Origin of the sequence: Methylovorus menthalis, assembly GCF_020523625.1 — a bacterium.
Taxonomy (GTDB): Bacteria; Pseudomonadota; Gammaproteobacteria; order Burkholderiales; family Methylophilaceae; genus Methylovorus; species Methylovorus menthalis.
Map to the genome: position 1 here is coordinate 506,894 of NZ_JAJAQH010000001.1, position 20,413 is coordinate 527,306.

17 protein-coding genes are annotated in these 20,413 nt (G+C 56.3%); 6 read left to right on the plus strand and 11 right to left on the minus strand.

Annotated elements, in window-relative coordinates:
* Positions 1–25: 25 nt before the first annotated feature.
* The 6 genes from LG204_RS02300 to LG204_RS02325 form a co-directional block, all read right to left on the minus strand.
* Positions 26–1,207 carry a heme biosynthesis protein HemY gene (locus LG204_RS02300; protein ID WP_230335766.1) on the minus strand — a complete coding sequence of 394 codons (1,182 nt, stop codon included), beginning with the start codon at positions 1,205–1,207 and terminating at the stop codon, positions 26–28.
* Positions 1,207–2,331 (minus strand): uroporphyrinogen-III C-methyltransferase, encoded by a 1,125-nt coding sequence (locus LG204_RS02305; RefSeq protein ID WP_230335767.1) that lies wholly within the window; start codon positions 2,329–2,331, stop codon positions 1,207–1,209. The genes LG204_RS02300 and LG204_RS02305 overlap by 1 nt, the downstream gene beginning before the upstream one ends.
* A gap of 2 nt (positions 2,332–2,333) precedes the next feature.
* A complete protein-coding gene (locus LG204_RS02310; protein ID WP_230335768.1) occupies positions 2,334–3,137 on the minus strand; it encodes a uroporphyrinogen-III synthase in 804 nt (267 codons plus the stop codon).
* Entirely contained in the window at positions 3,130–4,089 is a 960-nt protein-coding gene (gene hemC, locus LG204_RS02315) for a hydroxymethylbilane synthase (protein WP_230335805.1), read from the minus strand. The genes LG204_RS02310 and hemC overlap by 8 nt, the downstream gene beginning before the upstream one ends.
* 83 nt (positions 4,090–4,172) lie before the next feature.
* Positions 4,173–4,913: a LytR/AlgR family response regulator transcription factor gene (locus LG204_RS02320; RefSeq protein WP_230335769.1), complete on the minus strand. Its 741-nt coding sequence runs from the start codon at positions 4,911–4,913 to the stop codon at positions 4,173–4,175.
* A 69-nt stretch (positions 4,914–4,982) separates the two neighbouring features.
* On the minus strand, positions 4,983–6,026 hold the full coding sequence (locus LG204_RS02325) for a sensor histidine kinase (RefSeq protein ID WP_230335770.1): 1,044 nt from the start codon (positions 6,024–6,026) through the stop codon (positions 4,983–4,985).
* 29 nt (positions 6,027–6,055) lie between these two features.
* Here LG204_RS02325 and argH point away from each other — a divergent pair, with 29 nt between their 5' ends.
* The 4 genes from argH to LG204_RS02345 all read left to right on the plus strand — a co-directional run bounded on the left by argH (position 6,056) and on the right by LG204_RS02345 (position 13,070).
* Positions 6,056–7,468 (plus strand): argininosuccinate lyase, encoded by a 1,413-nt coding sequence (gene argH / locus LG204_RS02330; RefSeq protein ID WP_230335771.1) that lies wholly within the window; start codon positions 6,056–6,058, stop codon positions 7,466–7,468.
* 18 nt (positions 7,469–7,486) lie between these two features.
* Positions 7,487–8,344 (plus strand): alpha/beta hydrolase family protein, encoded by an 858-nt coding sequence (locus LG204_RS02335; protein WP_230335772.1) that lies wholly within the window; start codon positions 7,487–7,489, stop codon positions 8,342–8,344.
* Between the two features lie 320 nt (positions 8,345–8,664).
* On the plus strand, positions 8,665–10,899 hold the full coding sequence (bcsA, locus tag LG204_RS02340) for a UDP-forming cellulose synthase catalytic subunit (protein WP_230335773.1): 2,235 nt from the start codon (positions 8,665–8,667) through the stop codon (positions 10,897–10,899).
* 32 nt (positions 10,900–10,931) lie between these two features.
* Positions 10,932–13,070, plus strand: a complete 2,139-nt coding sequence (locus tag LG204_RS02345; RefSeq protein ID WP_230335774.1) for a cellulose biosynthesis cyclic di-GMP-binding regulatory protein BcsB — start codon at positions 10,932–10,934, stop codon at positions 13,068–13,070.
* A 9-nt stretch (positions 13,071–13,079) separates the two neighbouring features.
* On the opposite strand, the gene LG204_RS02350 is transcribed toward LG204_RS02345, so the two are convergent.
* Positions 13,080–13,673 carry a hypothetical protein gene (locus LG204_RS02350; RefSeq protein ID WP_230335775.1) on the minus strand — a complete coding sequence of 198 codons (594 nt, stop codon included), beginning with the start codon at positions 13,671–13,673 and terminating at the stop codon, positions 13,080–13,082.
* An 83-nt stretch (positions 13,674–13,756) separates the two neighbouring features.
* On the opposite strand from LG204_RS02350, the gene LG204_RS02355 reads away from it, so the two are divergent.
* Together LG204_RS02355 and LG204_RS02360 are read left to right on the plus strand one after the other, a co-directional pair.
* On the plus strand, positions 13,757–14,785 hold the full coding sequence (locus tag LG204_RS02355; RefSeq protein WP_230335776.1) for a glycosyl hydrolase family 8: 1,029 nt from the start codon (positions 13,757–13,759) through the stop codon (positions 14,783–14,785).
* Positions 14,782–17,412, plus strand: a complete 2,631-nt coding sequence (locus LG204_RS02360) for a cellulose synthase subunit BcsC-related outer membrane protein (RefSeq protein WP_230335777.1) — start codon at positions 14,782–14,784, stop codon at positions 17,410–17,412. Before LG204_RS02355 ends, LG204_RS02360 begins: the two co-directional genes overlap by 4 nt.
* A 150-nt stretch (positions 17,413–17,562) precedes the next feature.
* Here the strand turns inward: LG204_RS02360 and hemW are convergent, their stop codons facing one another.
* Genes hemW through rph form a run of 4 tightly spaced genes read right to left on the minus strand, consistent with a single transcriptional unit; the run spans position 17,563 to position 20,335 of the window.
* A complete protein-coding gene (hemW, locus tag LG204_RS02365) occupies positions 17,563–18,780 on the minus strand; it encodes a radical SAM family heme chaperone HemW (RefSeq protein ID WP_230335778.1) in 1,218 nt (405 codons plus the stop codon).
* 16 nt (positions 18,781–18,796) lie between these two features.
* A complete protein-coding gene (locus LG204_RS02370) occupies positions 18,797–19,015 on the minus strand; it encodes a hypothetical protein (RefSeq protein WP_230335779.1) in 219 nt (72 codons plus the stop codon).
* On the minus strand, positions 19,012–19,617 hold the full coding sequence (gene rdgB, locus LG204_RS02375; protein WP_230335780.1) for an RdgB/HAM1 family non-canonical purine NTP pyrophosphatase: 606 nt from the start codon (positions 19,615–19,617) through the stop codon (positions 19,012–19,014). Before rdgB ends, LG204_RS02370 begins: the two co-directional genes overlap by 4 nt.
* Before the next feature lies 1 nt (position 19,618).
* On the minus strand, positions 19,619–20,335 hold the full coding sequence (gene rph / locus LG204_RS02380; protein ID WP_230335781.1) for a ribonuclease PH: 717 nt from the start codon (positions 20,333–20,335) through the stop codon (positions 19,619–19,621).
* Between the last annotated feature and the right edge of the window lie 78 nt (positions 20,336–20,413).

The window sequence follows — 20,413 nt, forward strand, 5'->3', positions numbered from 1 at the left end:
AGCCAGCGCCCTTACGCTGCTGGCTTTATTCAAGCCCCTGGCAGAACTGGGTGCTAAGGCGGAATTGATGGTTGGCGGCTTCGGTTTCCCCGCGCTTATCCAGCAGTCGCGCCAACGCCAGATGGGTTGCGGCACTTGGCTTCACGCTGAGGCTGGCTTCAAAATAACTCTGGGCCTTGCCCCATAAACTCAGGCGTACGCACAGGTTGCCTAGCGAACGCAGCAAATCAGCGTCATTTTCATGACTCAGCAACCAGTGCTCCGCCTGTTGCAGTTGTTTTTGTGGGTGCGATGACAGGCAGTCGCCCAGCATGCCCGCAAGTTTGCTGTCCCATCCTTTGGTCAGGCTCATTTCAACAATTTCTGCTGCCTGATCGCCTGCCCCTGCCTGCATGAAGGTCTGCGCCGCAATGCTGGCAATGCGATTATTCAGACGGTCTTCTTCCGGCATTTTTTTCCAGTAAGCATTCAGCTTGTCCAGATCATCTGCCAGCCGTTGCAAGAGATGCGTATGGGCTTGCTGGCGCAGTTCGCGCAAATGCCAGCTTTCGATGGCATCGTGTTTTTCCAGACGGCGCAAGGCTACCAGCACCTGCTCCCAGTTTTTCAGATGCACCTGGGCTTTCAGCTCCAGTCGCAGCGCAGGAGGGTACTTCGACTCCAGCTTGTCCAGTTTGTGCAGTACATTCAATGCTTCGTTGTAACGGCGATCATCCAGCATGAACTCTGCCTGATAAAGCAAACGGGCAACGGCGGCATCCGGCGCAATGCGCTCTGCTTCTGCCAGATAGTAATCACGCTGCGATTTGTTCTTGAGCTTGTGGGCGGCGCGAGCGGCAACCAGCGTAGATAATCCGGGATTTTCTTCTAGCGCCAGGGCTTTGTTGGCGGCTTTTTCGGCCAGCAGATAGCGACCTTCGGCCAGCGATTGCAATCCCTCACTCAAGGCTGCACGCCCCAGGCGAATGCGGCGTTCTTCCTTATAGCTGCGCACGCTGGCGGGCAGGTGGCGGGTGTATTGAATCAGCCTCAGCAATAGGTGCAGGCTGATAAAGCCGCCCACGATCATCACCAGCAGCAGGTTGAGCGAAAGCTCCATCCGATAGGGCGGACGTACGATCAATACATAGCCCTGATTATTGACTGCCAGCAGCGATACACCGACCGCCAGCCCCAGAATCAGCAATATCCAGAACAGCCAACGCACTATTTACGCTCCGTGTTGCTTTTTACAGGTGTGCTCAAGCGTTCCAGCGAAAGTTTGTACTTGCTAACCAGCGACAGGCTTTCGTTGACATCCGGCAGGTTGATGACGATTTCCTTTGCCGAAAGCTCTTTCAAGGTATTCAAGGCGAGCTGTGTACCGCTATCGCGAGGGTCGAAATGACTCTTTAGCCATTTTTCAGCGGCAGCGAGGTCAGCACGGTAGGTCGCTTCGTCATGTTGCAGCAGGGCAATGCGCGCTGTCAGCAAGTGCAGCTTGATGTTTTCACGCAGGAAGAAATTCTGTTCAGGTGCCAGGAGTGGTGGTTCCGGGCGGTCTATGCGCTCCAGACGGATCATGGTGCGCAGATCCTGCCACACTTCTTGCGCCAGGCGCCGCCATGGATTGCTGTCCCATTCGGGGGCCAGTGCAGGCGCAGATTGCGGATGGCGCTCGCTTACCAACGGCAACGTACCGACGGATTCCGCCAGGTTTTCCAGTTTCAGGCTGATGCCCACTGTGTCTACTTGCGGCATGTTTTGCAGGCGCTGAATATCCTGGCCTATGGATTTGCGCAATTGCACGACCTGGCTGCTATCAAGATGCTGCAAGCGGGTATCCGCTGTTTGCAGTGCCAGTAGCGCGGGCTTGATATTGCCTGCCAGCTGCAATTGCTGGTTGGCGATGATGATCAATTGCTCGACCTCGGCAATCGTACGTTCCTCGCGATTATTGGCAAGCTCCACATACAGTGTCTGCAGGGCTTCGGCCTGATCGCGTGATTCCGCCAGTTTTTGCTCAAACATCGAGGCGCGGGCACTGACTTCAGTGCTGCGTTCATCGGCATTGCGGGCCAGGGCCAGGGCTTGCTGGTTGACGCCATTGAACTGTTCGAGCTTTTGCGAGAGCTCCTGCTCCAGCACGGCAAAGCGCTGGCGTGCGTGATACCACTGCCAGGCCATGGCGATCGCAGCGGCCAGTGCGATGACGAGCGCGAGCTGGGTCAGCCAGCTGTTGCTGGTCGCAGGGGTGGCCGCTTCTTCCTCCATGACCTCTTGTGCAGGCACGTTGGAAGTCGCGATGGCGGGCGTTTCAGCTGGCTGGGAAGGCGTGGGTTGTTCGCTCATATTCAGTGTCGTTGTTGTTTCAAGAGGGCTACAGCATTCAGGCATTGCAGCATGGCATCATCTCCCGGCGCCTCTGCAATCCTGACGTGAAGTCCAAGATCAAGGGGCAGCTCGGCAATGCGTGCATGATTCACACACAAAGTCACATCTCGTATCCACGCTTGTTGCCCATTATTCGTCATGGTCAGCAAATGGCGCATGGCTTCGCTACTGGTGACCACAACGGCATCCAGTTGCTGTTGTTCCCAGCGTTGCGCCAGCGGCTCTGCGCTGGTTTGCGGATTGATCCGGCGGTAGCATTCGGCAAAATCCACAGTAGCACCGCGTACGCGCAGGCTCTCTGCCAGTAGTTCCCGACCACCAACGCCACGAAAAATCAAAAATCGCTTAGCCTTTACCTGCTGCATCTCGGGGAGTGCCAGCAGCGATTCACTATCATACCTGCCTTGTGGCGTTAGCACCGGGGCAATGCCCAGGCTGGTCAGTTCGGCAGCGGTAACCGGGCCGATGGCAGCATGATGCAATGTGGCAGGTGGCTTGCCTACCAGATTCAGCATCCTTGGTATTGCATTCTGAACCGCATTGCTACTGATAAAAATAGTCCAATCGTACTTGCCGAGCTCATGCAGCTGCGCATCAAAAGCGCTGTAATCTGCCAGCGGTGCGATTTCAATCAGCGGGAAGGGGTGCGGCTTACCCCCTGCTTCCACGATCATGCGCGATAAGCGCGTGGCCTGATCCGACGGCCGGGTTATAGCGACGTTCAGGCCTGTCAGTGCCAGACGGATCAGCGCTAAATCAGCCATGCGCGCTTTGTTCGGCCAGCGCTTGCAGAATCTTGTCTGCTCCCTGTGCAATCAGGGATTGGGCTAGCTGCTGGCCCAATAGTTCAGGCTGGGCTGCATTTCCATTGGCTTCGGCGTGCAGCATCTGCTTGCCATCTACACTAGCGACGAAGCCATGGATGGTGATGTTCTCGCCCTGCTTGGTGGCATAAGCCCCAAGCGGTACCGTGCAGCTGCCGGCCAGCGCCCGGCTCATGCCGCGCTCGGCTTCAACGCAGGCAGCTGTGTCCGCGTGGTTCAGGGGTGCCAATACCGTTAACAGATCGGTACGCGCTGCGTTGATTTCAATCCCCAGCGCACCCTGGCCCACGGCGGGAATGCTGTCTTCTGGCGCAATGGTTTGCGCAATACGATTACCCAGGCCCAAACGTATCAGGCCTGCGGCTGCCAGAATGATGGCCGCATATTGGCCTTCATCCAGTTTGCGCAGGCGGGTTTGCAGATTGCCGCGCAGGGACTCAATCACCAGATGCGGAAAGCGCGCTTGCAACTGGCTCTGGCGGCGCAGGCTGGAGGTACCGACGATGCTGCCCGCAGGCAAGGCTTCCAGCGATGGGTAATCATTCGATACAAAAGCATCCCGTGGATCCTCGCGTTCGCCTATCGCTGCCATGGCAAAGCCCTCAGGTAAATGCATGGGCACATCTTTCATCGAATGCACCGCCAGGTCGGCGCGGCCATCGGCCAATGCCTGCTCCAGCTCCTTCACAAACAGCCCCTTGCCGCCAATGCGTGCCAGCGGGGAATCCAGAATCTGATCACCCGTGGTGGTCATGCCCAGAATTTCTACCAGCGTCTCAGGGTACAGGGCCTGCAAGCGAGCCTGGATGTGGCGAGCCTGCCACATGGCCAGCGCACTTTCACGCGAGGCAATGACAAGTTTTTCTGGAATGGTGGTCGGAGTGGAAGTCATCATGGGCTGGCAGGGCGCAACGCCCGAAGAATCGAATAAAACGCTATTTTAACATACGGATGATGACCGCTTTGTGCGTCTGGTCAGCCTGCCAGATTTTTAAGCAGATGCAATTGCCGCCGACTGACAGCCACCGTTTCCGGAATGCCTTTCAGCAACGCTACCCATTGATGTTCCCCTTCGGTCATTTTCTGATAACCCAGCAGGTAGTGCGGATTGACCAGGCAGTTACGATGCAGTCGCAGAAAGCGTTCGCCAAACTCCTGCTCTATGCTGTTGAGGCTGTCTTCAATCAGATATTCATGTTGTGCAGTGCGCAAGGTGGTGTATTTCAGCTCTGCCCGCAGATAAATCACCTCGCTCACTGGTACCAGCAATACACGCCCACGCTCGCTGATGCTGAAGTGGCTGCGCTGAGGCTGCATGGGGCGAATCGCAGCCAGTTGCGCAGGCAGCAATGCACGTGCCTTGTTGATGGCGGTGAGCAGACGTTCACGCCGGATGGGCTTCAGCAGGTAATCAACCGCGTTCATGTCAAATGCCTGCAGCGCGTATGCATCATACGCCGTGGTGAAGATGATCGCTGGCGGGGAGACCAGCTTCTGTAAATGGCCGGCGGCTTCTATACCGTCCATTTGCGGCATGCGAATATCCAGCAGCACCAGGCTGGCGCGGCTTTGCTGGACCAACTCAATGGCCTCGGCGCCATGGCGGGCTTCTCCGGCAATGCTGATGTCGGGCATGTCGGCCAGTAGCTCGCGCAGGCGGTTGCGCGCAGGCGCTTCGTCATCGGCGATGATGAGCGTGACGGCTTGATCAACCATGGTTCAGTGGTAACTGCATCTTTAAATCCAGTTGTTTGGGCATGCCATCTCTCATTTCAATAGCGTGTGTCAGCCATGGCGATGGTAAGGCAACATGATATGGACTTCATAACGGCCATCACGCACAGAACTGGAGAGCGTGGCCGCGATATCAAAGTGCAAGGCCAGGCGCTCTCTGATATTGGCCAACGCCATTTTATTGCCCGAGGTGCGGGTCTGCTCGGGAGCCAGCGGGTTTGAGAGCAGCAGGTGCACTTCATTGTGCACGGTGTAAATCTTGATGATGATTTCGCCACTTTCGCTTAGTGGCTCAATGCCGTGGTATACGGCATTTTCCAGTAATGGCTGCAAGACCAGCGGCGGCACCATGGCATCCGGTGGCATGGAATCTATCTGCCACGTGACCAGCAGGCGCTCATCCAGTCGCAGTTTTTCCAGTGCCAGATATTGACGGCAGAGGCTGATTTCCTGCGCCAGCGGTACCAGCTCGCGGTTGTCTGCCATCAACACACGGAACAGTTCCGCCATGTCTTCCAGCGCGGCTTCTGCCCGCTGTGGCTGGCTACGCACCAGTGACAACACCGCATTCAGACTGTTGAACAGAAAGTGTGGGCGTATGCGCGCCTGCAATGCCTGCAGACGCGCCTCGGCCATGGCGGGGGACATGGAGCGATAACGCAGATGCAGATAGTAGCCAGTGATAGCGCAAGTCAAGAAGCTAAGCAGCCAGAGACGCGACAAGAGTGGCAGGGCCTCCATCCCCAGAATATTTACCCCGGCGATATACAGCAGGGTGACGACTAGCATGGCGAACACTCCGGCCAGCAGCATGGCGACTGCATAAGGCACCCGTAACAGCCATGGGTATGTCAGATAAAGCACGAGCAAGCTCAGTAGCAAGGCGGGCTGACCAAACGCCGATTGCTCGGTGAAGTGGCTTAAGGTTGCTGGCAAGCTGGTGCTTTGCACGGCAGCGGAGAGCAGCATGAGCAGATTGACCAGTAACAGGATGCGCAAGGCGATGCCGGGGTTACGAAAATCCGGCAGTTTTTGCAGCGCCCCCGGCGCGGTCGCAGTGAGCGTAAGGCCGGGCTTTTGCTTTATACTTGTCATAAGCTCATTATTCTTAACGAAAACGTCTCATGCAAGAACAATCCCGCACCCCCAATTCACTCGATGCCAAAGACAAAGCCTGGTCCGGCCGTTTCAACGAGCCTGTCGCTGAGCTGGTCAAGCGCTACACGGCATCGGTGGATTTTGACAAACGCCTGGCCGAGTTTGATATTCAGGGATCGCTGGCCCATGCTCGCATGCTGGGCAAGCAGGGCATTATCAGCCATGAGGATGTCAGTGCCATCGAACAAGGGCTGGCGGCGATCCTGCAAGAGATTCGCGCTGGCGAGTTTGAGTGGCTGCTGGATCTGGAAGATGTGCATCTGAACATCGAGAAGCGCCTGACAGACAAGATCGGCGATGCTGGCAAGCGCCTGCATACCGGCCGCTCGCGCAATGACCAGGTGGCGACCGATGTGCGCCTGTGGTTGCGCGCTACCACCGATGATGTGATCGCCGGAATTCGTGGCTTGCAGGCTTCGCTGCTGGATCTTGCTGAAGCGCACAGTGATACCGTGATGCCTGGCTTTACCCATTTGCAAGTGGCCCAGCCAGTGACCTTTGGTCATCACCTGCTGGCTTACTTTGAGATGTTGCAGCGCGATGCCGAGCGTTTTGCCGATGCGCGCAAGCGTATCAATCGTTTGCCGCTGGGCGCCGCCGCGCTTGCTGGCACCAGCTATCCGATAGATCGTGAATATGTGGCGCAACAACTGGGCTTTGATTCAGTCTGCCAAAATTCGCTGGATGCCGTATCCGACCGCGATTTCGCCATTGAATTTACCGCTGCCGCTGCCTTGCTGATGACGCATCTGTCGCGCTTCTCCGAAGAGCTTATCTTGTGGTCCAGCCCGCGCTTTGGCTTTATCGATATTGCCGATCGCTTCTGTACCGGCTCCAGCATCATGCCGCAGAAAAAAAATCCTGACGTACCCGAACTGGTGCGTGGCAAGACCGGCCGGGTCAATGGTCACCTGGTGGCGCTGCTGACCTTGATGAAAAGCCAGCCGCTGGCCTACAACAAGGACAATCAGGAAGACAAGGAACCCTTGTTCGACACCGCAGATACTATTCTGGTGACCTTGCAGATATATGCCGACATGCTACGCGGCATCAAGGTCGACAAGGCCGCCATGCGGGCAGCCGCGAGCGAAGGCTTCGCTACCGCCACTGATCTTGCTGACTATCTCGTGAAAAAAGGCACGCCTTTCCGCGATGCTCATGAAGTGGTGGCGCTTGCCGTGCGGTATGCGGTGGAAAAAGGCTGTGACCTGTCTGACCTGCCTCTGGCCGAGTTACAGAAATTCAGTGGCCAGATCAGCGATGATGTCTACGCCGTCCTGACCCTGGAAGGCTCTCTCGCCAGCCGTAATCATATCGGGGGAACCGCTCCGGAGCAGGTCCGGCTTGCCATCGGCCGCGCGCGTCAGGCCTTGGCCTGATCGCCAACCGCCCTCGGCATGCCGGTCGGTTTTCAGACATTCAATGTGTCAGATGCTGCACAGCATCTGACCTTTCCCGCCCTTAGTTTTTACCCCACCACGCAAGAACCCCAGCCGCACAGCATAGGCCCCTATACTATGCAGGTGGCGCTGGATGCTCCCTTGGCACCAGGTGTCTTCCCGCTGGTGCTGATATCTCACGGCAGCGGCGGCGCGCCCATTCTGTACCGCACCATCGCCATGGCTTTGGCAGCACATGGCTATGTCGTCGTTCTGCTGGAGCATGCCGGCAATAATCGGCTTGATAACCGCCTTAAGGGTACCTGGCAAAACCTGCAAAACCGTCCGCGCCATGTATCGCTGACCATAGATCATCTGGCCCAGAACCCAGCCTACTCCCCCCATCTTGATTTCACCCGCATTGCCGTCATCGGCCACTCGCTGGGTGCATATACCGCGCTTGCCCTGGCGGGTGGCCAGCCCTGGACTCAGGAGCAGGAGGCCGTGCCGGTCGAGGCTGACCATCGCATTTCTGCGCTGGTGTTGCTGGCGCCCGCCACGGCTTATTATTTGCCCGAAGGCGCCTTGAGTGCGATCAATTTACCCATACTCATCCTCACTGGCGAGCACGATGACATTACCCCGCAATGGCATGCCGACCTCGTGATCAATGGCGTTCAGCAGCCAGCCTGCGTGAGCTGGCATGAGGTGAAGAATGCCGGACATTTTTCCTTTCTCAGCCCATTTCCGCAGGCGATGCAACGTCCAGGCCTGGCCCCTGCGCTTGATCCCGCCGGATTTGACCGGGTAGCGTTTCATCAGGTGATGCCGCTGCAAATTGCAGCGTTCCTTGATCGAGAGTTAGGGCAGCCCTGAGGCAAGCTTTATGCACTATTCAGGGGAGTTTTAGCCTGCCAAGCTTAAATGAAGCAAGGCTTTTGTTCGGCGCTTGCGCATGAATAAAGCGCCTTAGTAAATGATTTCACTACGAATTAACAACGGATAGTACTAAAGTAAGCGGGCGACGGTATAAGAGTTGCTAGTTATCCTGCTTGAGCATGTGCAAGCCTTCCCGATCTATCGGCGATGATGGGCTTGATGGTAAAGTGGCGTGCGGTTGGGGGAATGTAATACCAGCCGCGTCAGATGAGGATCAGGGGTTCATCTGTGAAAATGAGAATTAAAAGAAAAAAATCATGAAACCAAAGGCGCTGTTCCCATTTTTTAATGAGGATCCCAAGAGTCAATCGCTCTCCATAGGATGGCTCTTGCTGGGGTTTGCCAGCCTGTTGATGTACCTCTTGAAGGTATCCATTGATGTATTCGATCTTCAGCGCCAGCTCATGCTGTCCTGGGGCGTGTTTGTGATTCTGGCGTGCATGTACAAATGGCAGGTGACCAAGCGCCCACCATGGCGCTTTTTGTTTATCCTGCTTTCCGGCTTTCTGGCCTTGCGATACCTGATCTGGCGCAGTACCGAAACCCTGATCTACACCGGGCCGCTGGATTTCATTGCCATGACCTTGCTCTACCTGGCCGAAGTGTATTCCCTGACGATCTACATGCTGGGGATACTGCTGAATCTCTGGCCCCTGCGTAACCGGCCACTCAAATTGCCGCCCAACCTGGCGGATTATCCCGTGGTGGATGTGTTTATCCCGACCTACGATGAGTCGGACGATATCATTCGCATCACGACCATTGCCGCTAGCCAGATTGATTATCCCAAAGACAAACTGCGCATTCACATTTGCGATGATGGCAGCACGGTAAACAAGCGCAACAACCCGGCCTCGGCCGAAGTCGCGTGGGCGCGGTATTACCGTTTGCGCAGGCTGGCGCAGGATCTTGGCGTCAACTACATCACCCGTGAAACCAATGTTGCCGCCAAGGCGGGCAATCTTAACCATGCCCTGCACCAGACGCATGGCGAGCTTTTTCTGGTACTGGATTGCGACCACGTGCCGACCAACGATATCCTGCGCCGCACAGTTGGCTTCTTTGCGGCTGACCCAAAGCTGTTTCTGGTGCAGACGCCGCACTTTTTCATTAATCCCACGCCCGTGGAAAAAAACCTCATTGGCGTCGGCAATCCCAATCGTGAAAACGATATGTTTTACAAGGAAATCCATCGTTCGCTGGATTTCTGGAACTCCAGTTACTTCTGCGGCTCGGCCGCGCTGCTGCGCCGTCGCTATGTCATGGAAGTGGGCGGCATCGCGGGCAAGACCATTACCGAAGACGCCGAAACCTCCTTTCACCTGCACAGCCTGGGCTATAACAGCATTTATCTGGATCGCCCCATGGTGTGCGGGCTATCGCCTGAAAGTTACAAGGACTACATCTTGCAGCGCACGCGCTGGGCACAGGGCATGGTCCAGCTCTTCCTTCTCAGCAATCCACTGATGGCCAAGGGCCTGAGCTTCCACCAGCGCTTGTGCTATTTCAATTTCTGCTTTTACTGGTTTTTTGGATTGGCACGCGTGATGTTTTTCATCGCGCCAGCCTTGTTCCTGCTGCTCAGCCTCAAGATTTATTTTGCGTCGTTCACGCAAGTCATCAGTTATGCCGTGCCGTATATCTTCTCCACCTTCATGCTGATGGATTTCTTCTATGGCCGGGCGCGCCAGCCATTTTTCTCGGAAATTTATGAGAGCGTGCAGTCGATTTTCCTGGCACCGGCGGTGATCGCCGTGCTATTCAACCCGCACAAGCCCTCGTTCAAGGTCACACCCAAAGGCAGCACGCAGGAGCAGGATTTTCTTAATCCTTTGGCTGCCATCTTTTTCGTCATTATCCTGGTTAATATCCTGGCCATCGGCGCCGGGGTCATCAGCTGGTTTACGGATCCCATCCTGCGCGATACCTTGTCGGTGACGGCTGTGTGGTGTACTTATAACGTGGTCCTGGCGATCATTTCACTGGGGGCTTTCTGGGAACGCAAACAGATGCGCCAATTTCACCGCATCAACGTGGAAGAGCCCATGAGGATACGTCTGCCGGGCGGGGATGCCGAATACTTAGGGGAGACCATGGACCTTTCCATCACGGGCTTGGGGTTCAAGGTGAGGCTGCCTCAGGTGCCAAAGGTTTCGGAGCCGGTGATACTGGAAACAACCAGCAGCGATGGCAGGAAATTTATCTTTAACGCCGTCTTCAAACGGGTGATTGAGCGTGACGGCGTGTTTTATTGTGGGACGGAATTTGTGCTGGATAAGCAGAGTTACGCCCAGGCCGTGGCCTATTTGTATGGCGATAGCGGGCGCTGGACGCGCTTTTGGGCCAAGAAAACCCGCAATGAGAAAACATTCAGAATGCTGGGCCACCTGTTTGTATCTGGCATCAAAGGTATGGTGGAAAGCATGGGCATCATGACGTCATCTGGCGTGCAGTATCTGATGGCCTTGCAAAGAAAATACGCAAAAAAATAAGCCAATCAATCATAGGGAAGTTCGGGGGTAGTATGAAAGTGTTGATGTATGTCGTTTTATGGATGTTTCCGCTATTGGGTTATGCCAATACCCAGCAGGTCGAGCTCGACAAGCTGATTGCAGCGCCCACGCTTACCTTGAAATGTACCGGGGATGAGCAGGGGCTGGATATCCCGCTGGCGCATCGCTGGAATGTGAAAAAGGTGACGCTGAACCTGCATTACGTTTCCTCGATCAACCTGATTACCAGCCAATCCCAGCTGGTGGTCAAGCTGAATGGCATGCCTATCGCCCAGACCAAGCTCGATGCATTAAGCCCGGATGTGCTGGTGCAGCTCAATCTGCCGGTGCAGTATCTGACCGCAGGCTATAACAAACTCTCGTTTGCCGTAGCCCAGCACAGCGAAAGCAAAGGCTGCGAAAAGGGCTGCTCGCCCGATATGTGGACGACGATAGACCTCAAGCGCTCGGTGCTGGCGATCGACTATGAAAACAAGGCGGTTCCTCTGGCCTTGTCCAGCGTGGGCACCATGCTGTTTGACCCAAAAGTCTTCCCCCAGGCTGAAGTGCATCTCGTCACCGATACCCAGGATGCCGAGTTGCTGAACCCCTTGTCGATTGTGGCTTCCGGAGTGGCGCATCATTTTGACTATCGACAAGTCAGCTTCACGGTTTCCAGCCAGCTGAAACCCGGGGTCGACAATATCCTCGTGGGCAAGCATGCCTTTACCCAGCGCCTGCTGGGCGAGGCGAAACTGGCATTGGCCGAACATGCCGACGGTGGTTATGTCACCATGCTGCCGCTGCCACAGGCTGGCGGCGGTCAGGATGCCGGACACGCTCTGCTGGTAGTCACTGGCAAGCAGGTGGATGAGGTCAAGCTCGCTGCCGAAACCTTTGCCAGCATGTCGATTTTCCCCGGCACACAGGGACTGAGTGCCTATGAATTCAAATTGCCCAAACTCAAGGAATACAGCGGCCGTGAGCTGATTGAGCCGGGCAAGGAATATACCCTCAAGGCGCTGAATTTCCCGACGGCGACGTTCCAGGGGGGCAATGCCAGCAGCAAGGATATCAATTTCCGCTTGCCGCCAGATTTCATGATCCGGCCCAACCTGGCGGCCAAGCTCACGCTGCACTTTGCCTACGGTGCTGGCATGCGTGACACCTCGGCCATGAATATCGTGGTGAATGGCAAGATCGTCAAAGGCATTCACCTGGGCAACACGGATGGGGCTTCGTTCCAGAATTACGTGATTGAAATCCCCACACGCCTCTTCCAGCCAGGGAGCAATCGCATTTCTTTCAATACCGAGTTGCATCCGCCATTGAAAGAATGCGATCTGATGCTGACCGGCAATATGTTCCTCACCGTATTTGATGACACCACCTTCAGCTTCCCCGACATGCCGCATTTTGTCGAGTTGCCGAGGCTGGAGCTCTTCATGCTGAGCGGCTTTCCCTTCACGCGCTGGGCAGATGGCTATGAAACCAAGGTGGTATTGACGCAGACCGACGACAACACCCTGTCTGCCGCCATGAACCTGATTGGCTTGATGACGCAGAAAAGCGGTTTTCCCCTGTATGCCATCCAGCTGGATAAAGCCTTGGCCAATCCATGGAAGGGTGACTTCATCATGCTGGGGTCGCCAGACAGCATTTCTACCGCGCTAGGCGGCAAGGGCTTGCCTTTTACCAAGGCCAAGGCCGCCGTGCCGTATGCACTGGTGCGGGATTGGGCGTCAGATCCCGTGTTGGTCAGCAGTGTGCAAGCAAGTCAGTTGGGCGAGGGGCAGGGCTATCTCATGCAGTTTGAGTCGCCGTATGAGTCGGGTCGTACCGGCATGGTATTCGCCGCGCGTGATTCGAAAAACCTGCTCAGCCTGAGTGAAGCCTTGCTCAAGTCCGAGGTGCAGGCGCAGACCGAGGGAGAGCTGACCATGCTGGACATTGCCGCGCAGGAGGACAAGCCTATCGTGAAAAGCTTCAAGCCTGAAACCACCTTTACCACGGGTAAATCCGGCAAGAAGTCGTTCTGGCAGTCTTACCTCTACACCCATCCTTATGTGTATTACGGGCTGGTGATTTTGCTGACCATCGGGTTTGCCATCACCCTGTTTGTGGTGCTGCGCCGTTATCGCAAGAAACGTGTGGCCGGACGGGCAGTATAAAAAAGCGGGCTATTGCAGCTGATGGTCTATGGTACGCGTGCCATCCAGCGAACTCAGGCCATGCTGCAAGGGTTCGCGCCAGGTATACGCCAGCACCAGCAGAAAAGGGATCAGGCAAATGAGGAACAGCTTGATGAAAAAGCCTGCGGAAGACGCGCCTTGATGATGCGTGGGGCTAGCGAGCTCGAATTCCTGCATCTTCCAGATGGCTTTGTAGGCGGTGGTGCTGGCATGATCCACCGTCCTGAACTTGATGGATTGATCATGGTGGATGGCGCGGTATGCGCTTTCTGAGAGGTGGATTTCCCCGGGGCGTAAAAAAGCCGCCGGGGGAGATGTGAGGGCAGGAGTAGTATTTTCAGCGCATGCGATATGGATACCCAACAGTATGGGTGGGTGGCTGCCGTTATTGAAATTAAAGAGGTCGGTAGCGCGCTGCATGGCGATGGCGGCTTGCAGGCTATCGTCGGTACTGGCAAAGCGGGCGATCCAGTGCTGGCCTTCCGTTGTCATGCTGCCGGTGTGTTCGGTCACGGCGTCTTGGGCTAGCTGCCGAATGGTTTGCAAGGCATCGTTGCTGTGGCTGAAGACCTGGATGGTCATCCCCACTGCTTGTGCCGGATTAACATGTTGTAATTGTGCGGAGCCAGTCATCGTTACCCTGTCAGTCATTTTTGAGAGACGTTATGTTTAAAACGGATAGGCCTTTATCTTACTTTAAGGCACTGCTGCTAGGTTTCCTATTTCAATTCGGCAGTGCGTCTGCCACGGCGGGCCAGGCCGAATGGACGGAATTCAAGCAGCGCTTTGTGCTGGCCGAGGGCCGCGTGGTAGACGTAGGCAATGGCGGTATCAGCCATTCGGAAGGGCAGGGCGTCACCATGCTGCTGGCCGTGCATTACAACGATCAGAAGACCTTTGATCGTCTGTGGCAGTGGACGCAAACTTCACTGCAGGTGCGCAAGGATCATTTGCTGGCCTGGCGCTGGACCACCAAACATGGCGTCAATGATTTCAACAATGCCACGGATGGCGACCTGTACGTAGCATGGGCGCTGCTGCGCGCCTCGGACAAATGGCATGTCCCCGCCTATAAAGCGGCGGCAGAGGCTATTCTCAACGATGTGAAGCGGCTGCTGGTAAAACCGAGCAAGTGGGGCCCCGTAATTCTGCCCGGCTCGGCAGGTTTTGAAAAACCGGCTGGCCAGATCGTCAACCTGTCTTACTGGGTTTTCCCGGCCTTGAATGATTTCAGTCGCTACGCGCCCGACCCTGTGTGGGACCAACTGGGCCAGAGCGGTATCACCTTGATCGGCGAGAGCCATTTCGGCAAATGGCAGTTGCCCACCGACTGGGTGCAACTCGGCAATAAAGTGATTCCTGCCCCGGGATTCCCGGCGCAATTTGGCTATGACGCAGTGCGCGTGCCGCTTTTCATCATGTGGGGCAAGAAAGCCAGCGCAAGTGTGCTGGCGCCATTCCAAGCATTCTGGGGACATTATCAGAAAACCCCCTATGTACCGCCCACTGTCAGTATCGAAAACGATGCGATAGCGCCTTATGGCGCAGCGTCCGGCATCCTCAATATTGCAGATATGACATGCCGCTATCCTGCCTTACAGATAAGGCCTGAGTATCCGATCAACACGCAGGATTATTACTCGGCAACGCTATTGCTGCTGGCCGATATGATGGTGGAGGAGCAGTCGCGTTGAAATACAGGACTCTAGTGGTGATGCTGTCATTGGCCGGACTGGCCGAATGCCCCCTCATCGCCTGTGCGGAAGAAGCTCCCGGCAATCTGCGGGCGATGACGGCCACCACATCTGCATGGGCTGTCGTCGCAGAGCAGGATGCGGGCGCATCACCGGCAAAAATCAAGGCTGTGCCGTCCAATGTCATCAGTGAACCCAAGGCGGTGTCAGATGCCATCGAATCCCAAACGCCTGAGAAGAATGGCCGGGTGCAAAGCCAGCCACTGATCAACAATGTGCCGCTTTCCAGCTTTTTGACCTCACCGAAAAAAGCCACTACTCCTGCTGCCGTCAATCAGGCTGTACAGCCGAGCGCGCCCGATACCCGTCCCTTATGGAAGCTCTTTAACCAGCATCAATATGACCGTGTGGAACAGGATATTGCCAGGCTTGAACGTGAGCATCCCGACTGGAAAGCCCCACCGGATCTGCTTGCCTTGCTGGTGCAAAAGCGGCGCGAACAGCGGCTGGAGCGCGCAATGCGCGAGCAGGATATGGAGGCACTGGTGAAACTGGGCGAGCAGTACCCGGATGCGTTTTCATGCGCTGCCATCGACAAAGCATGGGTGCTGGCCGCCGCTCGCTCAACGACGGGGCAAATCGAAGCCTTGCAGGCGCAACTGCAATATCTGGTGACCCGGTGCGAGAAAGAAGAAGACAGGCTCGCCACCCTGTACAAAGCCCAGCAGTGGCTCGCCCGTGAAGAATGGGAGGCCTTGATTGCCCTCAGCGCAGGCACCCAGCGCAGTGCGCATGGCGAGGGGCTTTTTCAGCAACTGGTATACCAGAACGGGGTAGAGGATCTGGAGCTTGCGATCAAGCAGCAGAACAATGCCATGGTGGATAGCCTGTTTGCCCAGCTGCAACCACAGATTCTTGCCAGAAAAGATGTCAGCCAGCTATTGCTGGTGGCCTGGCATGATTTCAAGCTGGAGAGATTGGCGGCGGCGCAGGATTTGTTTGTGATTGCTCTGACGATGGAGCCGCAGAATGACAATGCCCGCTATGGCCTAGCATTGAGTTACTCGCGCCAGCAAAACCATGAGGAAGCGATTACGGTTGCCCAAGGCTTGCCGCCGGGCGATGCCGGGCGCAATGACCTGCTGCTGAATGCTTATCTTGCAAAGGCAAAACAGGCTTATGAGCAAAAGGATAGTCAGCAGGCTTTGAACTACTTGCAGGAGGCGAAGCAAGCTGGGGCCTTGCCCCGGTATGCGGCACTCATGCAGGCCTGGTCCAAGCTTGAGTTGGGGGATACTGCGCACGCTGCTGAGGAATTTGCCGCGCTTTACCGCGCACGGCCGGATGAGGAAAGCGCCGCTGGCGTCATGGCGAGCTATCTCAAGCAAGATCGGGCAGACGACATTGCCACTCTGGCGTCTACCGAGCCACTGGCCAGCCTGTACAAACACCATGTCGCCGCAGGATTATTTGGGCAGAAACGCTTTTTTGAGGCGCGCGCACTTGATCCTGCAAGCTATGGCGAAGTCGGGGCTATTGCCGCGCCACAAGCCAGTGCCGAGGCGGCCTTCCGCGACAAGAGCGGCACCCAGGGCTTATCTCAGTTGAGCATACGCCAGGTGCCCGTGCTGGATGCCAGCCTGCCGACGGGTAGCAGCGGCGAGCTGAATGTTTCACTGCGCGAAGTTCGCCTGGATAGCGGCACATTGTCACGCAATGCGCTGGTGGGCTCCGGCAATTCCGGTGCCTGGCAGTATTCGCCGGTTACCAAAACAACCGGGCTTGAGCCGCGAGTAAGCTGGCGCGACGATGTGTGGGATATCGCCTTGGGCATGACGCCGGATAACGGCGAGGTCAGCAGTCGCCCGACGGGCTATGTGGCGCATCAGAGCATGAGCAAACTGGCGAATCTCACCAGCAGCTTGTATGTAGAGCCGGTGCGCGAGTCCTTGCTGTCTTACACCGGTATTCGTGATCCCTATACCGGCAAGCAATGGGGGCGCGTGCTGCGCAAAGGTCTTCGATTGAACGGCCTGCAGCAACTGGGGAATAACTGGTCCGTGAGCGGTGCCATTAACCTGGAATATCTGGATGGCGAGAGTGTGGAAACGAATCGCCATGCGGGTATGTTTGCCAGTGTGGGCAAAAACCTCGACTTGCCTGCATTTTCATATGCCGTGGTGGGCCTGGGCTTGAATTATGATCATTATGAAAAAAATCTCAGCCATTTCACGCTGGGGCATGGGGGGTATTTCAGCCCGGAGCGCTTTGTCAGCATAGGCCCCTCGCTGGACTTTCTCACCCGTGAAAACCAGCAGTTCATCGTGAAAGGCCGTTTGGCGTTTGCCACCGTGTCCATCGCCGAAGCGGCTTCGCCGTGGTTTCCCGGCAATGAAGACGGCAATACCTATGCCTCCAGCAAAAATAACGGCATGAGCTATACCGCTGAAGCCAGCGGTGTCTGGCGCATCAACGACAGGCTGCAGATAGGCGGTGCGCTCTCCGAGCGCAATGCACCACAGTACAAGGACGAGACCGGAATGCTGTTTTTACGGGTTTTGTTTGAATCGCGGCAATCGGTATTAAGTACTGACTTACCTACCAGAACATTCAACGGGCTGTACTAACCTTTCAATCCTGTTCTTTCAATGCTGTCTTTTTGCGCGGGCCTTACGACGCGGTGCTTCGATTTCGCATTGTCAGGTCAGTGCGTGGGATTATTGCGTTGCGCGTACATCAGGCGGTGGCGGATGTACGGCAAGATAGTCGCGGGATTTTCAGTCCTGCAGAAAGAGTTGCAATAGCTCATTCAAAAAGCGCTGCCCCAGCGCGGTGGGGGCAATCAGCTCAGGAGTACGCGTAATCAGGCCGCGTTGCTCGGCCTGCTGAAGGGCGGGTTCCACCGTGCTGAGCGCTTGCCCCGTCATGGTGGTAAACAGCTTGGGGTCAAAGCCTTCAGTCAGGCGCAGGGCATTCATCATGAATTCAAATCCGAGGTCTGCGCGATCCAGCAGGCGTTCTTCCTCGACATGGCTCATTTCAGCCACGGCTTTCATGTAGGCGTTGGGTTGCTTGATGCGCGATTGCCGCAGGATGCGGTCATGAAAACTCAGCTTGCTGTGAGCGCCCGCACCGATGCCCAGATAATCCCCAAACACCCAGTAATTCAGGTTGTGCCGACAACGTTTGCCCGCTTTGCCAAAGGCTGAGGTTTCGTAATGACCATACCCGTGTTCTGCCAGCAAGTGCTCAATGGCTTCCTGCATGGTGGCGCTGGTGTCATCGTCCGGCAGGGCTGGTGGCTTGTAGTAAAACGGCGTGTTGGGTTCCAGTGTCAGGTGATAAGCGGAGATATGCGTGGGGCCTAGCGCAATGGCGGTGCGGATATCCTGAAGGGCTTCTTCCAGGGTTTGCTCCGGCAGTGCATACATCAGGTCCAGGTTCACGTTGCCAAAAATCTGGATGGCATGTGCTGCGGCGTGCTGTGCTTCTTCGCTGTTGTGTATGCGACCGAGGGCTTGCAAATGGCGCGGATTAAAGCTTTGTATGCCAATCGAAATGCGGTTGACCCCGGCATCGCGGTAGCCTTCGAAGCGATCAGCTTCAAAGGTGCCGGGGTTGGCTTCCAGCGTGATTTCCGCATCGTATTCCAGCGGTGTGAGCATGCGCACATGGCTGAGGATGCGATCTATGGATTCCGCGCTGAACAGACTGGGCGTACCGCCGCCAAAAAAGATGCTGCGTACCTTGCGGCCCCATACCAGAGGCGTGGCTTGCTCAAGGTCGGCAATCAGCGCATCGACATAGGTGCTTTCCGGGATGGGATTGCGCGATTCATGCGAGTTGAAATCACAATAAGGACATTTGCGCACGCACCAGGGGATATGAATATACAGGCTGAGCGGCGGCGGATTGCGCAAGCCGCTGCTGGTGAGCTGGCCGACCAGTGGATTCTCGGTCACCGGGGCAGGTGCAATTGGAATAATCGGGATCATGCGGCGCGGAAAACCGCTAGGCTTTGTTGTACGGGTTGATCAGGCTATCGATCAGCTGGTGCAGGGCGTCACGCATCTGCTGCTCGGAGACTTCCATCAAGAGGCCGTCTTCCAGCGCATCCTGCGCAATTTGTTTCAGCTCGTCAAAATTCTCGGTCATCACCTTCACTTTTTCCGTGCAGGAGACCACGCTGTTGTCATCGCGTACCCATTTGGGCCAGTCGTTGCTACTCATGTTGCCAATCTCTCCAGTCGATGTAGCAATCGCGCCATGGCTTGGCCACGGTGGCTGATCCGGCTCTTAACATCCAGTGGTAATTCGGCCACGGTCTTGCCGGTTTTGGCATCCAGAAACAAAGGGTCATAGCCAAAGCCATCTTCGCCGCGCAAGGTGTCCAGTATCTCGCCTTGCCATACACCTTCGGCAATCAGCGGTTCCGGGTCGTCAGCATGGCGCACCAGCACGATCACACAATAAAAATGCGCCTGCCGCTGGGTGAGACCCTGCATGACCTCCAGCAGTTTCGCATTATTGCGGGCATCCGATTTTGGTTCACCCGCGTAGCGGGCTGACAACACGCCAGGTGCGCCTTGCAGGGCATCTACGCACAGGCCGGAATCATCGGCCAGCGCAGGCAGTCCGGTATGGCGGCTGGCATGGCGTGCTTTGGTCAGGGCGTTTTCAATAAACGTACAGTAGGGCTCTTCCGCTTCCGGCACATTCAAGGTGGATTGCGGGATGATCTCCACGGCGAGCGGTGCCAGCAGGTGGCGGATCTCGCGCAACTTGCCCGCGTTGCCGCTGGCGATGACCAGTTGGTTGAATGGCAGCGCCATGTTACAAGCCCAGTACCTTGGTTTGCAGGCTGGTCAGCTCGCGAATGCCTGCGGCAGCGAGGTCCAGCATGCGATCCATATCGGCACGCTGAAACGGCACACCTTCGGCCGTGCCCTGGATTTCCACATAGCCGCCGCTGCCGGTCATCACGACATTCATGTCGGTATCGCAGTCGGAATCTTCAATATAGTCGAGGTCCAGCACCGGCGTGCCTTGATAAACACCTACCGACACAGCGGCGACGGAGTCACGCAAAGGCGATTCGCTGATCAGGCCCTGGGCCAGCAAGCGGCTGATGGCGTCATGCAGGGCAACATAGGCACCGGTAATACTAGCGGTGCGGGTGCCGCCATCGGCCTGAATCACATCACAGTCAATCTGTATGCTGCGCTCACCCAGTTTTTCCAGATCGATGATGGCGCGCAGGGAGCGGCCAATCAGGCGCTGAATCTCCTGTGTGCGGCCACTTTGCTTGCCACGCGCCGCTTCGCGGTCCATACGGCTACCGGTGGAGCGGGGCAGCATGCCGTATTCTGCCGTTACCCAGCCCTGGTTTTTGCCGCGCAAAAATCCGGGCACTTTTTCGTCCACGCTGGCGGTGCAGAGCACATGGGTATCGCCAAACTTGACGAGTACCGAGCCCTCGGCATGCTTGGTGTAGTGCCGGATGATTTCAATAGGGCGTAGCTGGTGGGTTTCTCGCTGGCTGGGGCGCATGATGGTTTCGCTCTGTCAAAACCTTGATTATAAGCCAGTCGTGGTGAATTCAATAATGCCGGGTTCCACGTGAAACGA